General features: G+C 58.1%; 17 protein-coding genes. 12 read left to right on the top strand and 5 right to left on the bottom strand.

Features of this window, described 5'->3' with window-relative positions:
• From ACX8ZY_RS15435 to ACX8ZY_RS15425, 3 genes are read left to right on the top strand one after another with little or no spacing between them, the layout of a single operon-like run.
• Window positions 1-678: a CsgG/HfaB family protein gene (locus ACX8ZY_RS15435; RefSeq protein WP_033756751.1), complete on the top strand. Its 678-nt coding sequence runs from the start codon at window positions 1-3 to the stop codon at window positions 676-678.
• A gap of 11 nt (window positions 679-689) precedes the next feature.
• The gene (locus tag ACX8ZY_RS15430; protein ID WP_033766621.1) at window positions 690-1049 is read left to right on the top strand and encodes a DUF4810 domain-containing protein; all 360 of its coding nucleotides are present in this window, start codon (window positions 690-692) and stop codon (window positions 1047-1049) included.
• Window positions 1046-1702 (top strand): DUF799 domain-containing protein, encoded by a 657-nt coding sequence (locus tag ACX8ZY_RS15425; protein WP_459260260.1) that lies wholly within the window; start codon window positions 1046-1048, stop codon window positions 1700-1702. The genes ACX8ZY_RS15430 and ACX8ZY_RS15425 overlap by 4 nt, the downstream gene beginning before the upstream one ends.
• A 29-nt stretch (window positions 1703-1731) precedes the next feature.
• Here the strand turns inward: ACX8ZY_RS15425 and ACX8ZY_RS15420 are convergent, their stop codons facing one another.
• Window positions 1732-5406: an AAA family ATPase gene (locus ACX8ZY_RS15420; protein WP_459260258.1), complete on the bottom strand. Its 3675-nt coding sequence runs from the start codon at window positions 5404-5406 to the stop codon at window positions 1732-1734.
• A complete protein-coding gene (sbcD, locus tag ACX8ZY_RS15415) occupies window positions 5403-6602 on the bottom strand; it encodes an exonuclease subunit SbcD (protein ID WP_425019018.1) in 1200 nt (399 codons plus the stop codon). The genes ACX8ZY_RS15420 and sbcD overlap by 4 nt, the downstream gene beginning before the upstream one ends.
• 197 nt (window positions 6603-6799) lie before the next feature.
• Between sbcD and phoB the strand changes: the two genes are divergently transcribed.
• The 6 genes from phoB to proY all read left to right on the top strand — a co-directional run bounded on the left by phoB (window position 6800) and on the right by proY (window position 14163).
• Window positions 6800-7489 carry a phosphate response regulator transcription factor PhoB gene (gene phoB, locus ACX8ZY_RS15410; RefSeq protein ID WP_003852491.1) on the top strand — a complete coding sequence of 230 codons (690 nt, stop codon included), beginning with the start codon at window positions 6800-6802 and terminating at the stop codon, window positions 7487-7489.
• Window positions 7490-7503: 14 nt separating this feature from the next.
• Window positions 7504-8817, top strand: coding sequence for a phosphate regulon sensor histidine kinase PhoR (gene phoR, locus ACX8ZY_RS15405; RefSeq protein ID WP_010255313.1), 1314 nt, complete (start codon window positions 7504-7506; stop codon window positions 8815-8817).
• 19 nt (window positions 8818-8836) lie between these two features.
• A complete protein-coding gene (locus ACX8ZY_RS15400) occupies window positions 8837-9757 on the top strand; it encodes a PstS family phosphate ABC transporter substrate-binding protein (RefSeq protein ID WP_421665073.1) in 921 nt (306 codons plus the stop codon).
• A 165-nt stretch (window positions 9758-9922) separates the two neighbouring features.
• Window positions 9923-11029 (top strand): cobalamin-independent methionine synthase II family protein, encoded by a 1107-nt coding sequence (locus ACX8ZY_RS15395; protein ID WP_421665072.1) that lies wholly within the window; start codon window positions 9923-9925, stop codon window positions 11027-11029.
• Window positions 11030-11420: 391 nt separating this feature from the next.
• On the top strand, window positions 11421-12740 hold the full coding sequence (gene brnQ, locus ACX8ZY_RS15390) for a branched-chain amino acid transporter carrier protein BrnQ (protein WP_033771063.1): 1320 nt from the start codon (window positions 11421-11423) through the stop codon (window positions 12738-12740).
• Between the two features lie 70 nt (window positions 12741-12810).
• Complete coding sequence (proY, locus tag ACX8ZY_RS15385) at window positions 12811-14163, top strand: proline-specific permease ProY (protein WP_031593969.1); 1353 nt, start codon at window positions 12811-12813, stop codon at window positions 14161-14163.
• Between the two features lie 514 nt (window positions 14164-14677).
• Here the strand turns inward: proY and ACX8ZY_RS15380 are convergent.
• From ACX8ZY_RS15380 to ACX8ZY_RS15370, 3 genes are all read right to left on the bottom strand, one after another.
• On the bottom strand, window positions 14678-15934 hold the full coding sequence (locus ACX8ZY_RS15380) for a histidine-type phosphatase (protein WP_421665071.1): 1257 nt from the start codon (window positions 15932-15934) through the stop codon (window positions 14678-14680).
• A complete protein-coding gene (locus ACX8ZY_RS15375; protein ID WP_010255344.1) occupies window positions 15935-16747 on the bottom strand; it encodes an inositol monophosphatase family protein in 813 nt (270 codons plus the stop codon).
• 207 nt (window positions 16748-16954) lie between these two features.
• Window positions 16955-17536, bottom strand: a complete 582-nt coding sequence (locus tag ACX8ZY_RS15370; RefSeq protein WP_022626127.1) for an ACP phosphodiesterase — start codon at window positions 17534-17536, stop codon at window positions 16955-16957.
• Window positions 17537-17639: 103 nt separating this feature from the next.
• Between ACX8ZY_RS15370 and queA the strand changes: the two genes are divergently transcribed.
• From queA to yajC, 3 genes are all read left to right on the top strand, one after another.
• The gene (gene queA, locus ACX8ZY_RS15365; RefSeq protein WP_010671194.1) at window positions 17640-18710 is read left to right on the top strand and encodes a tRNA preQ1(34) S-adenosylmethionine ribosyltransferase-isomerase QueA; all 1071 of its coding nucleotides are present in this window, start codon (window positions 17640-17642) and stop codon (window positions 18708-18710) included.
• 78 nt (window positions 18711-18788) lie between these two features.
• Complete coding sequence (gene tgt / locus ACX8ZY_RS15360; RefSeq protein ID WP_010255351.1) at window positions 18789-19937, top strand: tRNA guanosine(34) transglycosylase Tgt; 1149 nt, start codon at window positions 18789-18791, stop codon at window positions 19935-19937.
• A complete protein-coding gene (gene yajC / locus ACX8ZY_RS15355) occupies window positions 19937-20269 on the top strand; it encodes a preprotein translocase subunit YajC (RefSeq protein WP_010255353.1) in 333 nt (110 codons plus the stop codon). Before tgt ends, yajC begins: the two co-directional genes overlap by 1 nt.
• Window positions 20270-20292: the final 23 nt, after the last annotated feature.

Below are 20292 nucleotides of genomic sequence, written 5' to 3'. Positions count from 1 at the left end.
ATGCAGAAAAAATATGCCTTTGCGGCACTCTCCCTGTTAACGGCCTCGCTCATCAGCGGCTGCGCCACCGAATCTTCCCGCGCTATTCAGGCCCCGCAGGTTCGCGCGGCCAGCCAGCCGGTTTATCAGGGCGTGCGCAGCCCGATTGCGGTGGGTCAGTTTGATAACCGCTCCTCCTATATGAACGGCATTTTCTCTGATGGTGTCGATCGGCTGGGCAATCAGTCAAAAACCATTCTGATTACCCATCTGCAGCAGACCAACCGGTTCAGCGTGCTGGATCGCAGCAACCTGAAAGAGCTGCAGCAGGAGTCGGACTTCAAACGCAGCCAGCAGAATATCAAAGGCGCGAACTTCATCATCACCGGTGATATCACCGAGTTTGGCCGCAAAGAAGTGGGCGATCAGCAGCTGTGGGGCATTCTGGGCCGCGGCAAAACGCAGATCGCCTATGCCAAAGTGAATCTGAACGTAGTGGATGTCACCACCTCAGAGGTGGTCTACAGCACCCAGGGCGCGGGCGAGTATCAGCTCTCCGCACGTGAGGTCATCGGCTTTGGTGGCACCAGCAGCTATGACTCAACGCTGAACGGCAAAGTGATGGATCTGGCGATTCGCGAAGCGGTCGATCATTTAGTGGATGGAATCAACAACGGCGCATGGCGTCCGGCTAAATAAGGAAGCAGTAAATGAAGATGATGACACTGAGCAGCCTGCTGATTGCAGCGGCGTTGCTGGCAGGCTGTGCGCCAAAAGCGCCGAAAACGATCTATTACTGGGGCGATTATCAGCAGCAGGTTTACAGTTACTATCAGCCGGGCAGCGATCCGCTGAAGCAGATCGATGCGCTGAATCTGGACATTGAAAAAGCCCGTGCCGTTAACCAGCCGGTTGCGCCTGGCCTGCACGCCCAGCTTGGTCTGCTCTATGCCAAAACCGGCGATACCAATAAAGCCTTTGGTCAGTTTGCCACCGAGAAGCAGCTGTTTCCCGAATCGGCACCTTACATGGATTTTCTGATGAGTAAAAAACAAGGAGTGGTACGGTGAAAAAACTGATTGCCCTCGGCGGCGTGCTGATGATGCTGCTGCTGCTGACCGGTTGTGCGACGAAAAAACCGTATGACTACAGTGCGTTCCGTGCCAGCAAGCCCGCCTCGATTCTGGTGCTGCCGGCCGATAACACCTCGCCGGATATCAATGCCGCGCACAGTCTGACCTCGCTGGTGACGCGCCCGCTGGCCGAAGCCGGTTACTACGTCTTCCCGGTGGCAGTGGTTGAAGAGACCTTTCAGCAGAATGGCCTGACCAGTGCCAGTGACGCCCAGGCCGTCAGCGCGAAGCGTCTGAATGAGATTTTCCACGCCGACAGCGCGCTCTATATCTCGATCAGCGAATATGGCAGCAGCTATCGGGTCATTGACAGCGTGACGATCGTGACCGCCAAAGCACGGCTGGTGGATCTGCGCAGCGGCAAAGAGATCTGGCAGGGTAAGGCCAGTGCCAGCGACAGTGAAGATGGCAACAACAACAACGGTGGACTGGTCGGCATGCTGGTCAGTGCGGCGATCAAACAGATTGCCAGCAACGTGACTGATAAAGCGCACACCGTGGCCGGACTGACCAGCAATCGTCTACTGGCACAGAACGAGCAGGGCGGGTTACTCACCGGCCCTCGCTACAAGCTCGTCAGCGCCCGCTGATTGCACGTAAACGGGCGCTGCGGCGCCCGTTATCCCTGCGGCAGTTCCAGCTGGCTGTAACCCAGCCCATTCATCTTACGTACTTTAATCTGTACCGGAATACGCTCCTTCATCGCTTCCACGTGACTGATGACCCCAATGGTTTTGCCGCTGGCATTAAGCGCGTCCAGGGCATCCAGCGCGGTGTCCAGCGTCTGCGCATCCAGCGTGCCAAATCCCTCATCCAGAAATAGCGATTCGATGCGCGTTTTGTGGCTGACCAGATCCGACAACGCCAGCGCCAGCGCCAGACTCACCAGGAAGCTCTCACCACCCGACAGCGTGCGGGTATCGCGCGCCGCATCGGCTTGCCAGGTATCGACCACATCCAGCTCCAGCAGATCCTGCGCCCGTCGCTGCAGCAGATAGCGGCCATGCAGCCGATCGAGCTGACGGTTAGCCAGGGCCACCAGGTGATCCAGCGTTAAGCCCTGGGCGAAGCGCCGGAATTTATCGCCGCTGGCGGAGCCAATCAGATCGTTGAGCAGGCTCCACTGCGCCAGCGTCACACCATCCTGTTCAATCTGCGTCATCAGGCTTTGCTGGCGCACACGAAGGCTGGCATCGCTGTGCAGCTGCTGCTGAATCTGACCCTGCTGGCTGGCGTTGTCGCGCAGTGCCAGCCGTAACTGCTCCAGCTGCTGCGCCAGCGCCTCGGCGGATTCCGGTATCGAAGCGGGTTTCGCCTGCTGATGGAGACTGAGCCGCTGACGCAGATCCGCCAGTCGCGCCTGCTGCTGCTGGCATTGCTGATCGAGCTGCTGCAACTGCTGACGCAGTTGCACTGCGGTCTGCTCATCCAGCAGCGCCGCGCGCAGGCTGGCTTCATCCGCGAATCCGGCGCTCTCGAGTGCCTGCTGCAGTGCGCTTTCCGCCTCTGCCAGTTTGCTATTGAGCGTCTGCCGCTGATTTTCCAATCCCGAAAGCTCACCCTGCAGGCGACTGACCTCGGCCTGCGCCTGTTGCAGGGCAGTAAGCTGCTGTGCCAGTTGTTCATCAGCCTGCTGAACGCGAGCCTGTATCTGCTGACGGGCGTGGGTGACCTCGCGGTCGCCAAACAGCGCCTGACGGGCACGGCGCATCTCGCTGAGCTGCGTCTGGCGCTGGTTTTGCTGCTGCTGACGAGTGGTGAGCTGCTGCTGCTCCAGTTCTGCCTGCTGTTGCAGGGCAGTGAGCTGGGTTTCCCCCTTTAACAGCTGCGGTTGCAGGTTAGCGAGCAACCGCTCACTTTCCTGCCAGCGCTCCCAGCGCCGCTGCTGTTCTGTCAGCCATGCATCGCGATGGGCGGCGTCGGGCAGGGCAAGGTTGTGTGCACTGAACTGCTGCTCCAGACGACTCTGCAATTGCGCCATGGCCTGCTGGTCCTGCTGCTGACGCTGTTGCAGCGCATCCAGCGCCTGTTGCAGGCTGGACAGCGACTGCTGCGCCAGCTGTTCTGCCTGCAAATGCTGCTGCCAGGCCTGTGACTGCTGAAGATGGTAATCCTTTGCGGCCTGACGCGCCTGTCCGGCGGCTTCCTGCGCCTGTCGCTGTTGCTCAAGCTGGCTTTCACGTTCGCTTTGCTGCTGCTCCCACGCGGTTAAGGCATCCCGATCGGCGAGCGGGAAGGTAAGTGCCAGCTCACTGCTCAGCGCCTGCCATTGCTGCTCAAGCCGATCGAGCTGTTGCTGCATCTCCGCGATTTCATCGCGCAGGGTCTGCTGCTGCACGGCTGACTGTTTCAGCTGTTCGCTTTTTGCCGTGCCCGCTTCGCGCAATGCCTCGGTTTGTTGTTGCAGTGCAGCCCGGCGCTGCTGGTTAGCACTTACTTCCAGCGTGCTGTAGGCCTCAACGGCGGGATGCGTGCAGGAGCCGCACAGCGGACAGGGCTGATCGGCGGCGAGCCGGGCGCGGTAATCGCTGAGATCGACAATCTGCTGCTCCAGCGCGCAGATTTTTTCGACATCATCCAGTTGCTGTTTTTCGCGTTTCCACGTCTCGCGCAGGGCCTGGAGTTCCGCTTCACTCTGCTGATGCGCTTTTGCGAGCGCGATAAGCCGCTGCTGGCGCTGGCCCAGCTGCTGGTGCAGCGGCTGCCACTGGGTTGAAAGCAGCAGCAGTTGCTGACGAGCCGGACGGCTGTTCTGCAACTGGCTTAATGCCTGACGCAGTGCGGCAGGCGGATGCTGTTCCTGTAGCGAAGTTAGTACTTGCTCCGCCTGCGAGAGCGCCTGGCGGGCCTGTTGCTCCGCCTGCTGGCGCGGGAGCGCCTGTTCTGCCTGCTGCTGCTGTTCCGCCTGCTGGGCAGCGATCTGTCGCTGCTGCTGCTCGCGCTGTTGCGCCAGTCCGGCCAGGGTCGCTTCACGCTGCGCCAGCAGGGCAAAGTTCTCCTGCCACACCGGCAGCGACGCGCCCCATTGGGCGAGATCGGCAAGCTGCTGGCGTAACTGATGCTGTTCGGCAATCGCCTGCTGCCATGTCTCAACCTGGCGCTTCTGCTCTGCCAGGCTGGCCTGTGTCTGATCAGCATGCTGCTGCTGTCGGGCGTTTTCCTGCTGCTGCTCCGCAAGCTGCTGCTGCAGTGCGCTGATCCGCTGATCCAGCGGCAGCACCTGTTCTGTCAGCAGACTTTCCTGCTGCTGCTGTTCCTGCAGCGCCTGCTGGCGGGCACTCTGGGTCGCCGCGTAGTGCTGCTGATGCTGTTGCTGTTGGGTCTGCGCCTGCTGCTGCGCTGCCGTGAGTTGCTGACAGCGGCTCACGACCTGCTGCTGTTCTGTGCGTAACGCGTCGCGCTGCTGCAGTTTTACCCGCAGCTTTTCAGCCGGTTCGCTGCGTGCAAGACGCTGACGATCGGCCTCTGCCGCCTGGGATGCAGCCTGGGCCTGCTGCAGCGCGACGTCAGCCTGCGCATTTTCCTGCTGTAACTGCTGCGCCTGCTGTTGCCACTGCTGCTGTTGCTGCGACTGCTGATAGTGCGCGCTGAGCCGCTGTTCCGCATCGGTCAGATCGGTGAGCTGCTGTTGCAGCGCGGCGCGTGCGTCGCTATCCAGCAGCGCCATCGCTCCCGCCTGGCTGCGCAGCAGATCCAGCTGGGTTTTTGCCTCTTTGTGGCGCTCGTAGATGGCGGCGGAAATCAGACCGTAAATTTCGGTGCCGGTCAGCTCCTCAAGCAGTTCTGCGCGCTCACTGGCTTTGGCATTGAGAAAGGCGGCGAACTGGCCTTGTGACAGCATCATCGAGCGGGTAAACCTTTCGAAATCGAGCCCGGAGAGGGTTTCGATCAGCTTCAGCTTGTCACCGACTTTATCGGCAACAATAGTGTTGTCAGCGCAGCGTGCCAGCTCAACGCGCGGTGCCTGAAGTTTGCCGTCGGCAGTGCCGCGCGCGCGGTTCTGGCTCCAGAAGGCGCGCCAGGCTTCTCCTTTGATCTCAAACTCCACCTCGGCCAGACATTCGGCACAGTCGCGGGTCATCAGCGCATTCTGGCTCTGTGAAATCGCGCCCAGGCGCGGTGTCTGGTGATAGAGCGCCAGGCAGATGGCGTCCAGCAGGGTGGTTTTACCGGCGCCGGTGGCACCGGTAATGGCGAACAGGCCGTTGCTGGCGAAAGGTTCGGCGCGAAAATCGATGAACCATTCACCGCGCAGGGCATTGAGGTTTTTGAACCGTAGCGTAAGGATCTTCATTGGGTCTCTTCCATGGCGGCCAGCGTCTGGCGGAACAGGGTGGTCATCTCGGCGATTTGCTCTGGTTGCAGCTCCTCATCCAGCGCCAGCCGGCGGGCAAAGACCTCCTCCACCTTCAGCTCACTCAGGGTTTCGTTGTCGAGCCGCGCCAGGTTCTGTTGCCGCTGTTCACGGCTGCGGCGGAGCAACAGGACTTCGACCGGCAGCGTGGCGGTCAGGGTTTCTACCTGACGCTGCAGATCGCTGAGGTACTCCTGGGTGGTGACTTCAATGTCGAGCCAGGTCGGCTTCTCCTGCTCTGCCGTGCTGAAGGCATTTAACTGTTCTGCAATCTGCGCCAGCGATCCTTTCAGCACCTGCATCGGCTGCGCCTGTGGCACCACCAGCGGCGTGACCGATTGCAGGCCGCTGGTGGTGAGTTCCAGCAGGAAGACGCTTTTTTCTGTGCCCAGCTCGTCAAAGCTCAGCGGAATCGGTGAGCCGCTGTAGCGGATATGCTCGCTGCCCGCGACGCGCTGGGCGCGATGAATATGCCCCAGTGCGATATAGTCAGCCGCGGGAAACGCGCTGGCCGGGAAGGCATCCAGCGTCCCGATATAGATGTCGCGCACCGAATCGCTCTGGCTGACGCCGACGGTGGTGAGATGGCCGGTGGCGATAATCGGCAGTGCATGGCCCAGCGCCTGGGCGGCGGTGAATCGCTGCTGATAGTGGTGGGCGATCGCTTCCAGCAGCGAGGTCTGCTTGTCGCGTCCCGACTGACCCGCCCGGCTGCGCAGGATATCGCGCGGCCGCAGATAGGGAATCGCACACAGCAGCGCGCCCGGCTCGCCCTGGCGGGTGTTGAGCAGCAGCACATCATCCTTCTCCTGCGGGGTGGCGATCACCCGGGTATTGAGACAGGCGAGCAGCTCACGCGACTCATTCAGCGTGGCAACGGAATCGTGGTTGCCCGCCAGCACAATCAGCTGACAGCCGCTGGGCTGCAGCGCCACCACAAAGCGGTTGAACATTTCGCGGGCGTAGCTGGGCGGTGTACCGGTATCAAACAGATCGCCTGCGATGATCAACGCATCCACCTGATGCTGTTCAATCTGGATCAACAGCCAGTCGAGAAATGCCTGATGTTCGGCTGCCCGACTTTTGTTGTAGAAGAACTGCCCCAGATGCCAGTCCGCAGTATGAATGATGCGCATGATGAGTCCCTGCCGTTGTGATTCGCCCGGCGATTATACTGGCTCTGCGGCCAAAGCAAAAAATTGTCGCTGCGCTGTCATAAATGATTACCAGTGAGGTTACAGGCAGGTTATGTTTTTCATAAAAGTGTCACAAATCTGACGCATAATGGCGCCGCGAATCTCAGTGACATCCGTCATAATCAGCAGGAGTAATAATGGCTAAGCGCATTTTGGTTGTGGAGGATGAAGCCCCCATCCGTGAAATGTTGTGTTTTGTTCTGGAGCAGAACGACTATCAGCCAATCGAGGCGGAAGATTATGACAGCGCCGTTGGCAAGCTGATTGAACCCTGGCCCGATCTGATTTTGCTGGACTGGATGTTACCCGGTGGCAGCGGTATTCAGTTTATCAAACATCTGAAACGCGAGGCGATGACACGCGATATCCCGGTGATGATGCTCACCGCGCGCGGCGAAGAGGAGGATCGGGTGCGCGGCCTGGAAGTGGGTGCCGATGATTACATTACCAAACCCTTTTCACCTAAAGAGCTGATGGCGAGGATCAAAGCGGTGATGCGCCGTATTTCGCCGATGGCCGTGGAAGAGGTGATTGAGATGCAGGGGCTGAGTCTGGATCCCTCCTCACATCGCGTGATGTCCGAAACCACGCCGCTGGAGATGGGTCCGACAGAATATAAGCTGCTGCACTTCTTTATGACCCACCCGGAACGCGTTTACAGCCGCGAACAGCTGCTGAACCACGTCTGGGGCACCAATGTGTATGTGGAAGATCGTACTGTCGATGTTCACATCCGCCGTTTACGTAAAGCGCTGGAAGTGTCCGGCCACGATCGCATGGTACAAACCGTTCGCGGAACAGGGTATCGTTTCTCTGCCCGCTACTAAACGGAGCCTTTACCGTGCTGGAACGCCTCTCCTGGAAGAGATTACTGACAGAACTGCTGCTGGTCTGTCTGCCCGCAGTGCTGCTGGGCCTGCTGTTCGGCGGTCTGCCCTGGTGGCTGCTACTGAGCGTGCTGACGGTGCTGTTGTGGCATTTTCACAATCTGATGCGGCTGTCGCACTGGCTGTGGCTCGACCGCACCATGACGCCACCAGCCGGGCGTGCCAGCTGGGAACCGCTGTTTTATGGTCTTTACCAGATGCAGCTCCGCAACCGGCGGCGACGGCGTGAACTGGGCAATCTGATTAAGCGTTTCCGCAGCGGTGCCGAGTCGCTGCCGGATGCGGTGATCCTGACCACCGAAGAGGGCACCATTTTCTGGTGTAACGGCCTGGCGCAGCAGCACCTGGGTCTGCGCTGGCCGGAAGATAATGGCCAGAATATCCTCAATCTGCTCCGTTATCCGGAGTTCTCGCGCTATCTTCGCCAGCGCGATTTCGACAAGCCGCTGACGCTGGTGCTGAACAACAAACTTCATATGGAGTTCCGCGTCATGCCCTACAGCGAAGGGCAGTGGCTGCTGGTGGCGCGTGATGTCACGCAGATGCATCAGTTGGAAGGGGCGCGCCGCAACTTCTTTGCCAACGTCAGCCATGAATTGCGCACACCGCTCACGGTGCTGCAGGGCTATCTGGAGATGATGAACGACTCGGTGATGAGCGAGCCTTCGCGCAGCAAAGCGCTGCACACCATGTCGGAGCAGACGCGCCGCATGGACAGCCTGGTCAAACAGCTGCTGACGCTATCGCGCATTGAAGCCGCGCCCGCAATCGATCTGAAAGAGAAGGTCGATGTGCCGGTGATGCTGAAACTGCTGCAGCATGAGGCGGCAACGCTGAGTGGTGGCCGTCACGACATCCATTTCCATACCGATCCCCATCTGAAAGTGTTCGGCAACGATGAACAGCTGCGCAGCGCCATCTCCAATCTGGTTTACAACGCGGTAAACCACACACCGGATGGCACGCGAATTGATATCAGCTGGCTGCGCGGCAAACAGGGGGCCATTTTCCGGGTGTGCGATAACGGGCCGGGCATCGCCTCAGAACATATTCCGCGTCTTACCGAGCGTTTCTACCGGGTCGATAAAGCGCGTTCGCGTGCGACCGGCGGCAGCGGGCTGGGGCTGGCGATAGTGAAACATGCTCTGAGCCACCATAACGCCCGGCTCGATATCACCAGCGTGCCGCACAAGGAGACCTGTTTTACCTTTACGCTGCCAGCGAGGTTGATTGTCAGCAGCGTGATGCAGGAGAATGCCGTTCATTAATCGCTGCCGGATCTCCCTGATGCGCATCCTTCTTTTGTTGATCGTTACTCTGCTGCCATGCCTGGCACTGGCCCAGCCCGGCGCGCTCTCCGGCAATCTCAGCAGCGTCGGATCCGATACGCTGGGTTATCTGATGACGCTGTGGGGCGAAGATTTCAGTCGCCAGGCGCCGGGCGTCAATGTCCAGGTTCAGGCCTCCGGCTCTTCTACTGCGCCGACCGCGCTGGCGGCGGGTGCAGCACAACTCGGTCCGATGAGCCGCCCGATGCAGGCAGATGAACGCCAGGCCTTTGAGGCGCGCTACGGCTATCCGCCGCTGGCGGTTCCGGTGGCTATGGATGCGCTGGTGGTAGTGGTGAATCAGCGCAATCCGCTACAGCAGATTGAACCGCGTCAGCTCGATGCCATCTTCTCGATTACCCGTCTGTGTGGCGCACACAGCGTGCCGCTGCGCTGGGGCGATCTCGGCTTAACTGGCGCGCAGTGGAGTAAACGGCCGATTCAGCGCTATGGACGTAACTCCGCCTCCGGCACCTGGGGTTTCTTCAAGCAGCAGGCGCTGTGCAAAGGTGATTTTCGCAGCGACGTGGCGGAGTTTCCCGGCTCGGCCGCAGTGGTGCAGGCGGTGGCCGGTAATTCTCGCAGCATCGGCTACGCCAGTTTTGGCTTTCATCTCAGCGGCGTAAAAATGCTGGCGGTGATGAATGATCAGGGGCAGGCGATTACCCCGGATGCCGAGGCCATCCGCAGTGGCCGTTATCCCTGGGCGCGCCCGCTCTATCTCTATGTGAATAAAGCGCCCGGCAAACCTTTGCCGCCGCTAGTGGCCGCGTTTCTGCAGCAGGTACTTTCAGCGCAGGGACAGCGGCGGGTCAGTGAAGCGGGCTATCTGCCGCTCTCTGACAGTCAGATGACGCAGGCGCGCGCCGCGCTGCGTTAATCCCCCGAACGTGAATTTTTTTCATCATCACTGAATTTTCTTCAGTTGCAGAAGCAAGCCGCTCATGCCACTCTGTGTTCAGACATGTAGCCATCCAGATGGCTATTTATATCAGGATGCAACTATTTCCTGCCGTCATTACCGGCAGGGGAGACAGGAGTGATCATGCAAAGAGAAACCGCCCCGTTCCGTGCCGATACCGTTGGCAGCTTTCTGCGTCCCGCCGCCATTAAGCAGGCGCGCGAACAGTTTGCAGCCGGAGAGATCGATGCGGCGGCCCTGCGTCAGGTTGAAGATGAGGCGATTCGCGATGTGGTGGCGAAACAGCGGGAAAACGGTCTGAAATTGGTCACTGATGGCGAGTTTCGTCGCGGCTGGTGGCACTTCGACTTCTTCTATGGCCTGAATGGCGTAGAGCGCTATGAAGCGGAGCAGGGCATTCAGTTTAATGGCGTGCAGACCAAAGCGCATGGCGTGAAAGTGGTGAGCAAACTCGGTTTCCCGGCGGATCATCCGATGCTGGCGCATTTCCGCTTCCTGCAGAGTATTGCCGGTGATACGGTGCCGAAGATGACCATTCCCAGCCCCAGCGTGCTGCACTTCCGTGGTGGCCGCAAGGTGATCGACGCGGAAGTCTATCCCGATCTGGCGGACTACTTCGACGATCTGGCGCAGACCTACAAAGCAGCTATTCAGGCGTTTTATGACGCGGGCTGCCGCTATCTGCAACTGGATGATACCGTCTGGGCTTACCTCTGTTCTGAGGATCAGAAGCGCGATATCCGGGCGCGTGGCGACGATCCTGACCAGCTGGCACAGACTTATGCTCAGGTGTTGAATAAAGCGCTGGAAGGTAAACCTGCCGATCTGACCGTGGGTCTGCATGTCTGTCGCGGCAACTTCCGCTCAACCTGGATCTCTGAAGGCGGCTATGGGCCGGTCGCAGAAATCCTGTTCGGCAGCGTCAACGTGGATGCCTTCTTCCTGGAGTATGACAACGCCCGTTCCGGCGGCTTTGAGCCACTGCGTTACATTAAGCCAGGTCATCAGCAGGTGGTTCTGGGTCTGATTACGACCAAAGTGGGAGAACTGGAAGATCCGGAGCAGGTGAAAACCCGGCTGGAAGAGGCGGCGCAGTATGTCAGTCTGGATCAGATCTGCCTCAGTCCGCAGTGTGGTTTTGCCTCAACCGAAGAGGGCAACAGCCTGACCGAGACGCAGCAGTGGCAGAAGATTCGCTTAGTGGTCGATATCGCAAATCAGGTCTGGTAGTGCTGTAACGTTGTGCAGACAGGCGCGTAAAACGCGCCTTTTGTGTATCTTCAGGCCCGTTTATGCGGGGATTTCTCGCGCTCTGTCTATTATTTAGGCACATCATCTTGTGTGCCTGCTGCAAAAATTAACGCTATCCACTGCCTTTTGAAAAAATGGCGGCATAACCTTCTGGTTTTCCGATCCCGTATTGCCTTTCACCGCTATAAACGTTTTACTTAGCGCCGTTGTCGATCCATCCCTCTGTGAACAGAATAAAAGCAGCTTAAATCACCTGCGCTTTACCCTGCGACGAGCATAATGCGCTGACATTGTCAGCCTGGTCGTGGTTTACACGCAGCGAGGGGACAACACTAACCCAACTTCCACCGCAACATCAGTGACAGGCCGTATGACACATCGTTTAACTTCGAAGGACATTCTCGCGCTGGGCTTTATGACATTCGCCCTGTTTGTTGGCGCGGGCAACATCATTTTCCCGCCCATGGTCGGTATTCAGTCTGGCGAACACGTCTGGACTGCCGCGATTGGTTTTCTGATTACCGCAGTCGGTCTGCCCGTGATGACCGTGATCGCGCTGGCCCGCGTCGGCGGCGGCGTGGATGCACTCAGCACCCCGATTGGCAAGGTCGCTGGCATCGTGCTGGCCACCGTTTGCTATCTGGCTGTCGGGCCGCTGTTTGCCACACCGCGTACGGCCACGGTCTCGTTTGAGATGGGTATTGCCCCGCTGACCGGTGATGGCGCGCTGCCGCTGTTTATCTATAGCCTGATTTACTTCACGCTGGTGATTGGCGTATCGCTCTATCCCGGCAAGCTACTCGACACGGTAGGGCACTTCCTTGCGCCATTAAAAATTATTGCGCTGACCGTGCTGGGCGTTGCTGCCCTGGTGTGGCCTGCCGGCGGCACGGTTCCGGCTACCGCTGATTATCAGCGTGCGGCCTTCTCCAGCGGTTTCGTCAATGGCTATCTGACCATGGATACGCTGGGCGCGCTGGTATTTGGCATCGTAATTGTCAACGCCGCCCGTTCGCGTGGCGTCGATAATGCCGCGCTGCTGACCCGTTATACCGTGCTGGCAGGGTTAATCGCCGGTCTGGGCCTGACGCTGGTCTACCTCTGCCTGTTTAAGCTGGGCGCGGGCAGCGGTGCGCTGGTGGATCAAAACGCTAACGGCGCAGCGATTCTGCACGCGTATGTTCAGCACACCTTTGGCAACATGGGCAGCTTCTTCCTTGCCGCGCTGATCTTTGTCGCCTGTATGGTGACCGCCGTAGGCCTGACCTGTGCCTGTGCGGAATTTTTTGCGCAATACCTGCCGTTATCGTATAAAACGCTGGTGTTTATTCTGGGTCTGTTCTCCATGGTGGTGTCGAATCTCGGCCTGAGCCACCTGATTCAGATCTCCATCCCGGTACTGACGGCGATTTATCCGCCCTGTATCGTGCTGGTGGTGCTGAGTTTCACCCTCAACTGGTGGAATAAGAGCAGCCGGATTATCGCGCCAGCCATGCTGATTAGCCTGCTGTTCGGTATTGTTGATGCGATTAAAACCACCGGGTTTAAAGATTTGCTGCCCGCTTTCAGTCAGCATCTGCCGCTGGCCGATCAGGGTCTCGCCTGGTTGCCGCCGTCGCTGGTGATGCTGCTGATTGCCGCTGTTGTTGATCGGGTGAAAGGGCCGGAACAGGTGACCGTTCACTCGTAGCAGAGAGCACTGATTTTTCTTTAACCACGGGCCTGCCCGTGGTTTTTTCATTTCACAGGTACAGGTTGTTATGCAAGAAACCAACAAGCTCAAACGCGGACTGAGCACGCGCCACATCCGCTTTATGGCGCTGGGATCGGCGATTGGCACCGGGCTGTTCTACGGTTCCGCTGACGCGATAAAAATGGCCGGACCGAGCGTGCTGCTCGCCTATATCATCGGCGGGGCAGTGGCTTACATCATCATGCGCGCACTGGGTGAGATGTCCGTTAATAATCCTCAGGCCAGCTCCTTCTCACGTTACGCGCAGGACTATCTTGGGCCGATGGCAGGCTACATCACCGGCTGGACGTACTGTTTTGAAATCCTGATCGTGGCGATTGCGGATGTCACCGCGTTCGGCATCTATATGGGCGTCTGGTTCCCTGAGGTGCCGCACTGGATTTGGGTGCTGAGCGTGGTGCTGATCATCGGTGCCGTCAATCTGATGAGCGTGAAGGTGTTCGGCGAAGTGGAGTTCTGGTTCTCCTTCTTCAAAGTCGCCACCATTATCGTGATGATTCTGGCCGGTTTCGGCATGATCATCTGGGGGCTCGGCAACGGCGGCCAGCCGACCGGCATCCACAATCTCTGGACTAACGGCGGCTTCTTTGCGCACGGCGTAGTCGGTATGCTGCTGTCGCTGCAGATGGTGATGTTTGCCTATGGCGGTATCGAAATCATCGGTATTACCGCCGGTGAAGCGAAAGATCCGGAGAAGTCGATTCCGCGCGCCATCAACTCGGTGCCGTGGCGCATTCTGGTGTTCTACGTCGGCACGCTGTTTGTGATTATGTCGATCTACCCGTGGAATCAGGTAGGCACCTCGGGCAGCCCGTTTGTGCTGACCTTCCAGCATCTGGGCATTGCGGCGGCCGCCTCTATCCTCAATTTCGTGGTGCTGACCGCGTCACTCTCGGCGATTAACAGCGATGTGTTTGGCGTGGGCCGCATGCTGCACGGGATGGCGCAGCAGGGACATGCGCCGAAGGTCTTTATGAAGGTCTCTTCGCGCGGGATTCCGTGGGTGACGGTGGTGGTGATGATGTTCGCCATGCTGATTGCGGTTTATCTCAACTACCTGATGCCGGAAAAAGTCTTCCTGGTGATCGCCTCGCTGGCGACCTTTGCAACGGTGTGGGTCTGGATCATGATTCTGCTGTCGCAGATCGCGTTCCGTCGCAAAATTGGTAAAGAGGCCGCCAGTAAGCTGCAGTTTGCGCTGCCAGGCGGCAGCTGGACTGCTGGTGTCGGCGTAGCCTTCCTCTGCTTTATTATCGGTCTGATTGGTTATTTCCCCGATACCCGCATTTCCCTCTATGTCGGTATGGTGTGGATAGTGGTGCTGCTGCTGGGCTATAAGCTGGTTCGTAAACCCCGCTAATCTCCTGTTCTGCTCTCTCATTCGTGGGGGAGCAGAACACGCTATTTCCCGCGCTTTTATATTCCTGCTCATCTGATTATTTATGTGACCCAATCCACAATATGAAATCCTGTTATCAGGAGCAAAACGCCTGCCTGCAAAATAAGTTTATGCCCCGGCTTATTTCCATGAATGCGTATTTTAATTGGCAGTGAATGTGGCGGATAGTGATAACCGGGCAGAAAGCGATAAGGGAGATTCAGAGAAGTGAGCGTGCAGTCACACAGGCGCTGGCGGGCAGCAGTAGCGGGGCGTGTAAGAAATAAAAAACGGCGAAACCAGTCGCCGAAATACTCAAGAATTACAGGAAAATAGTTAATAAAGGGATGATTGACGGGTCTATCGTAAAACAAAACGAGTGGCGCTGATAGTCAGGCGATTTAAATAAGAAAAGGTCGGAATGGCGTTAATTAACAGCGGTTAACATTATTCAGGCCGCGTTGATGCTGCGGCCTGAATTTGATTAGCCACAGACTCAGGGCAATATAACCGAAACCGGCAGCACAGCGCTGTTATCCAGCTTTTTTCGTAGCTGAGTCAGCGTGGATTGATAAGGGCAGAGCAGGCCGACATCGGTGATTCTGCAGTCATGCTGATGCCACTCCTGACGTAATAACGGATGTTTATCATCAATCGGTTGCAGCTGACGAATCCCATCCAGACTCTGCGCCTGGAAATAGAGCCGCAAAAAACGTTCGCCGCTGTGGGTGTCGCGCCAGCGCTCCAGCACCAGACTACTGCCCGGTGGAATGTTGCCGCGTGAATAGCCTGGCAACTGCCAGCTAAAGCCCATCAGGGTGCGCACCATCGCAATATTGGTGTCATGTGCCACCAGAATCAGCCAGCGGCCCGGCGCGCTATCGGAAGCAATCGCCTCCAGCAGGGCGTTGAGCAATATTGAGCCACGGCGCTGTGCCTGATAGAGCACGTCGTTGCTGAGATCGTAGTTTGCGGTCAGCAGCGGCAGCAGCGTGGTGATCTGCGCGGCCGAGGTGATGTGTCCCCAGGCGAGCTGGTCCAACGGCAGGTTTTCGCTGTAGCCCAGTCGCAGCGTCTCCACCATGCTTGCCATCACACTCAGCCCGTAAACGTATGTGTTGCCGTTACGGGTTTGCCGGAACGACCAGGGCGCATCAAAGAGGGGGCAGTCAGTCGCGGGCGGGCAGACGGCGGCTTTCAGCTGCTGAATGGCGGGTTGCAACTGCTGTTGCAGCCGCGCCAGATCGCCCGCTTTCTGCTGCTTAGCTGCCAGCTCCTGAGCAGGATCGGTGTGGGTGACCGTCAGCTTTTCACTCTGGAACAGGGGATCGACATCGCCCGCGACGTGATGCACCGGCACGCCGCAGCCGGGAAAGGCCCCGTCAGTCAGCGCTGCGGCCGTGGCACGGGTGCGCTGCAGCGGACTGGCGCGCACGTAGACCTGTGCTGCATCAGGACAGCCCGCGCCCAGCAGGCCGAGCTGGCGATAGTGCTCGCCTTGCCAGCGTCCTTTATTGACCACCGCGCTGTAGCCATGACCGGTCAGCTCGCCATCGGCGGTGGTCCACTGCGTCCAGGGTTGCTGGCTGGCGGCTTCAATCTCTTTACGATTGCCGGGGGTGGGCGGACGGACACCGTGACGGCTCAGTTCGACCACCTTCTCCAGCTGGTAATCCGCCGCCTGTGACGCCGGACTTAACAGCCAGAGAGAACAGAGGATCAGCGCGCAGCGGTACAGGCCTGGCAGCGTCATTTACTCCTCCAGCGCGCGATTACCGGTCAGCGCTTTGATTTTTGGATAAAGAGTCGCATTGGCCAGCAACACCGGGTTGCCGTTTTTTAGCCCCTCGTTGCGCAGATAATCATTAGTGACGCCGCCCGCTTCGCGCATCAGGACGATGCCCGGCAGACTATCCCAGGGATGCATATGCGCTTCATAGTAGCCAATCAGTCGCCCGGCGGCCGCCCAGGCGCTGGTCAGCGCGCCAGAACCGATGCGAATAAACATGCCACCCTGTTCAGTTAAGCCGCTAATCAGGCGCGAGACGCTTTCGGCAGGGGTGCGACTGGAGTTGCTGATGCCGAGCAAACCCTCGTTGAGATGCGTCGCGCTATGAACCTGCAAACGGCTCTCATTAACCCACGCACCCTGACCTGCTCGTGCGTGAAACAGCTCCTGATGATTGGGATCGCAGACCACGCCGATCACTGGTTCGCCGTCACAGACCACCGCCAGCGAGACGCACCAGTTAGGCAGGCCGTTGACGAAGCAGGCGGTGCCGTCGATGGGATCGACCACCCAGATAAAGGGCGCGCCCTGAACCTCACCGCCGCTCTCTTCGCCATAGACAGCATCGTCAGGAAAGCGCTCAGCGATTAATGTCTTAATCAATGCCTCAACGTTACGATCAGCCTCGCTGACCACGTCCTGCAAATCCCTTTTGTGTTCCACCACCAGTGTCTGACGCTGCTGATACCACGAATAAGCCCGGCTGGCCGCCGCACGGGCGATGTCGCAGGCGTAACGGTAACGCGCGTCAATTTCAGAATGCGAAGCGGATGACATCTTTTCCTCTTATGTCTTTTGGTCAAAACGAACGGAAGGCACGCCTGAACAGGCGGTCTGGCTGTGATATTTACTTAACTATTGTTAAGAAAGGCTTCATTAAGCCGCAGATAGGCAGCAATGGCAAGATGATGCGGGGGTCGGGTGAGGCGCTTTCCCGGCGGACGAAAGCTGGCGTCCGCCAGCCCGGCAGCAGAGGATCGGGTTTTACAGGGTTCTGCTGGTCGCCAGCGCCATTAAACGCGGATAAAAAACAAAAAACAGCGCTTCCAGCTGATCATAGTGTTGCGTGAAATCGTGGTAAGAGTCGCGCAGGGCCGCCAGGCGTGGACGGCGGCTGGCCATGCCGTGCAGCACCCGCTCCAGCCGCGCGGGCTGGGCATAATGCTCAAACCAGCGCTCGCGCCACATCACCGCGTTGAGTTCCTGAAACTCGATGGGGGTGTCTGCCAGTTGCGGCATGATCTCGCGCTCGGCGGCGGCAGAAAAGTGCACCAGCGTCTGGCCGGGCGTGAAGTGCTGCCAGTGCCGGGCCAGAAAATGGTCCCAGATGACGTCCAGCGTAATGGGTGCCACGCGATAGGTTTCGGCACGGAACAGCTGACGGGCGCTGCGCACTTCCGGCAGCGCATCGGTCATCACATCGAGACGACGGTGCATCAGAATGCCGTCCGCGACGGGCGCAGACCAGTGCTGGTGCGGGTTGCCACGCACAAAATCGGCCATTAAATTGCCGAGTAAGGAGCTGTCGGCCAGCTTAGCCAGATGGAGATGAGCAAGAAAGTTCATGCCGCATTATAGGCTGAACTGCCTTTGCGCAGCCAGTTGTTCAGAATTGGTCGATTTTCCGCTAAACTGTGCCGCCTGTTTTTGCCTGAGAAAGAACTCTTTCATGCGTGTCGCCGATTTTGCTTTTGAACTGCCCGAATCCCTGATTGCTCACTATCCCCAGGCGCAGCGCAGCGGCTGTCGTCTGCTGTCGCTCGATGGTCCCAGCGGGACGCTGTCGCACGGTGTGTTCACCGACGTGTTGGATAAGCTGAATCCGGGCGATCTGCTGGTGTTCAACAACACCCGTGTGATTCCGGCGCGCGTCTTTGGCCGCAAAGCCAGTGGCGGCAAAATCGAGATGCTGGTGGAGCGGATGCTCGACGACAAGCGTGTGCTGGCCCATGTGCGCGCCTCGAAAGCGCCGAAGCCGGGTGCAGAACTGCTGCTGGGCGAAGACGAGAGCGTCAAAGCGACGATGGTGGCGCGTCACGATGCGCTGTTTGAGATTGTGTTTGATGATGAGCGCGCGGTGCTCGACATCCTCAACAGCGTCGGCCATATGCCTCTGCCGCCTTATATCGACCGTCCGGATGAAGAGGCGGATCGCGAGCTCTATCAGACGGTTTACAGTGCCCGGCCGGGTGCCGTTGCGGCACCGACCGCCGGTCTGCATTTTGATGAACCGCTGCTGCAGGCGCTGAAAGAGAAGGGCATTGAGATGGCGTTTGTGACGCTGCATGTCGGTGCGGGAACCTTCCAGCCGGTGCGCGTCGACACCATCGAAGAGCATCACATGCATGCTGAATATGCCGAAGTGCCGCAGGAGGTTGTTGATGCGGTGCTGGCCTGTAAAGCACGCGGCAATAAGGTGGTCGCTGTCGGCACCACCTCTGTCCGTTCGCTGGAGAGCGCCGCCAAAGCGAGCCAGGATGCCCTGATTGCGCCGTTCTTCGATGATACCCAGATTTTTATCTATCCGGGCTATGAGTATCAGGTGATCGATGCGCTGATCACCAACTTCCATCTGCCCGAATCGACTCTGATTATGCTGGTCTCGGCGTTTGCCGGTTATCAGCACACCATGGCCGCGTACCGCGCAGCCGTGGCTGAGCAATATCGTTTCTTCAGTTATGGTGACGCGATGTTTATCAGCAAAAATCCGCAGGCGCCGCTGGAAAAAGTGGGCGACTGATTTATTAACCGATAGCCGGAATCGACTGAGAGCGACTGAAGGTTATCTGCATCGGACTGTTTCTCCGATGGAGGCTTTGTGAAATTTGAACTTGATACCACAGACGGGCGCGCACGCCGTGGCCGTCTGATTTTTGATCGCGGTGTGGTGGAAACCCCTGCATTTATGCCCGTTGGCACCTATGGCACCGTTAAAGGCATGACGCCGGAAGAAGTGCAGGAGACCGGCGCGCAGATCATTCTGGGCAATACCTTCCACCTCTGGCTGCGTCCGGGCCAGGAGATCATGAAACTGCATGGCGATCTGCATGACTTTATGCAGTGGAAAGGGCCGATCCTGACCGACTCCGGCGGCTTCCAGGTCTTCAGCCTGGGCGACATCCGTAAAATCACCGAAGCGGGCGTGCATTTCCGTAACCCGATCAACGGCGACCCGATCTTCCTCGATCCGGAAAAATCGATGGAGATTCAGTATGACCTCGGTTCCGACATCGTGATGATTTTCGATGAATGTACGCCCTATCCGGCGGACTGGGACTACGCCAAACGCTCGATGGAGATGTCGCTGCGCTGGGCGCAACGCAGTCGTGACCGTTTTGACAGCCTGGGCAATAAAAATGCGCTATTTGGCATTATTCAGGGCTCGGTTTACGAAGATTTACGAGATGTCTCGGTGAAAGGTCTGGTAGAGATTGGCTTTGATGGGTACGCTGTGGGCGGCCTGGCGGTGGGTGAGCCTAAGCAGGACATGCACCGTATTCTTGAGCACGTCTGTCCGCAGCTTCCGCAGGATAAACCGCGTTATCTGATGGGTGTCGGCAAGCCAGAAGATCTGGTTGAGGGCGTCCGTCGCGGCGTCGATATGTTTGACTGCGTGATGCCGACCCGTAATGCCCGAAATGGTCATCTGTTTGTGACCGAGGGTGTGGTGAAAATCCGCAACGCCAGATACAAAGATGACACTGCGCCACTGGATGCGGAGTGTGATTGTTACACCTGTCGCAATTATAGCCGCGCCTACTTGTATCATCTCGACCGTTGTAACGAAATACTGGGCGCGCGTCTGAACACTATCCACAATTTGCGCTATTACCAGCGCCTGATGGCAGGTTTACGCCAGGCCATCGAAGAGGGTAAATTAGAGCGCTTTGTAAACGAGTTCTACCAACGGACGGGCAAAGAAGTTCCGCCTTTAACGTCTGATAATTCATCAATGAGGGAAATTTAATGAGCTTTTTCATTTCTGACGCCGTGGCCGCAGCAGGCGCACCGTCTCAGGGAAGTCCGTATTCTCTGGTGATCATGCTGGTGGTGTTTGGTCTGATTTTCTATTTCATGATCCTGCGTCCGCAGCAGAAACGTGCGAAAGAGCACAAGAAGCTGATGGATTCTATCTCTAAGGGTGATGAAGTGCTGACCAGCGGTGGCCTTGTAGGCCGCGTAACAAAAGTCTCTGACACGGGCTACGTAGCTATCGCGCTGAATGACACCAATGAAGTCGTCATTAAACGTGATTTCGTCGCCGCCGTGCTGCCTAAAGGCACTATCAAGGCGCTGTAATTCTTTCTTCCCTAAGGGAACTG

The organism is Pantoea sp. XAF26B01_ASV70, assembly GCF_054512635.1.
The sequence above is the reverse complement of the archived record's forward strand: the minus strand, read 5'-3'. Positions and strand labels throughout refer to the sequence as shown.

What these genes read in the sequence shown, in the direction of transcription:
- ACX8ZY_RS15435 (WP_033756751.1), top strand. Translation starts at nt 1, where the DNA reads ATGCAGAAAAAATATGCCTTTGCGGCACTCTCCCTGTTAACGGCCTCG.
- ACX8ZY_RS15430 (WP_033766621.1), top strand. Translation starts at nt 690, where the DNA reads ATGAAGATGATGACACTGAGCAGCCTGCTGATTGCAGCGGCGTTGCTG.
- ACX8ZY_RS15420 (WP_459260258.1), bottom strand. Translation starts at nt 5,406, where the DNA reads ATGAAGATCCTTACGCTACGGTTCAAAAACCTCAATGCCCTGCGCGGT.
- sbcD (WP_425019018.1), bottom strand. Translation starts at nt 6,602, where the DNA reads ATGCGCATCATTCATACTGCGGACTGGCATCTGGGGCAGTTCTTCTAC.
- phoB (WP_003852491.1), top strand. Translation starts at nt 6,800, where the DNA reads ATGGCTAAGCGCATTTTGGTTGTGGAGGATGAAGCCCCCATCCGTGAA.
- ACX8ZY_RS15400 (WP_421665073.1), top strand. Translation starts at nt 8,837, where the DNA reads ATGCGCATCCTTCTTTTGTTGATCGTTACTCTGCTGCCATGCCTGGCA.
- ACX8ZY_RS15395 (WP_421665072.1), top strand. Translation starts at nt 9,923, where the DNA reads ATGCAAAGAGAAACCGCCCCGTTCCGTGCCGATACCGTTGGCAGCTTT.
- brnQ (WP_033771063.1), top strand. Translation starts at nt 11,421, where the DNA reads ATGACACATCGTTTAACTTCGAAGGACATTCTCGCGCTGGGCTTTATG.
- proY (WP_031593969.1), top strand. Translation starts at nt 12,811, where the DNA reads ATGCAAGAAACCAACAAGCTCAAACGCGGACTGAGCACGCGCCACATC.
- ACX8ZY_RS15380 (WP_421665071.1), bottom strand. Translation starts at nt 15,934, where the DNA reads ATGACGCTGCCAGGCCTGTACCGCTGCGCGCTGATCCTCTGTTCTCTC.
- ACX8ZY_RS15375 (WP_010255344.1), bottom strand. Translation starts at nt 16,747, where the DNA reads ATGTCATCCGCTTCGCATTCTGAAATTGACGCGCGTTACCGTTACGCC.
- ACX8ZY_RS15370 (WP_022626127.1), bottom strand. Translation starts at nt 17,536, where the DNA reads ATGAACTTTCTTGCTCATCTCCATCTGGCTAAGCTGGCCGACAGCTCC.
- queA (WP_010671194.1), top strand. Translation starts at nt 17,640, where the DNA reads ATGCGTGTCGCCGATTTTGCTTTTGAACTGCCCGAATCCCTGATTGCT.
- yajC (WP_010255353.1), top strand. Translation starts at nt 19,937, where the DNA reads ATGAGCTTTTTCATTTCTGACGCCGTGGCCGCAGCAGGCGCACCGTCT.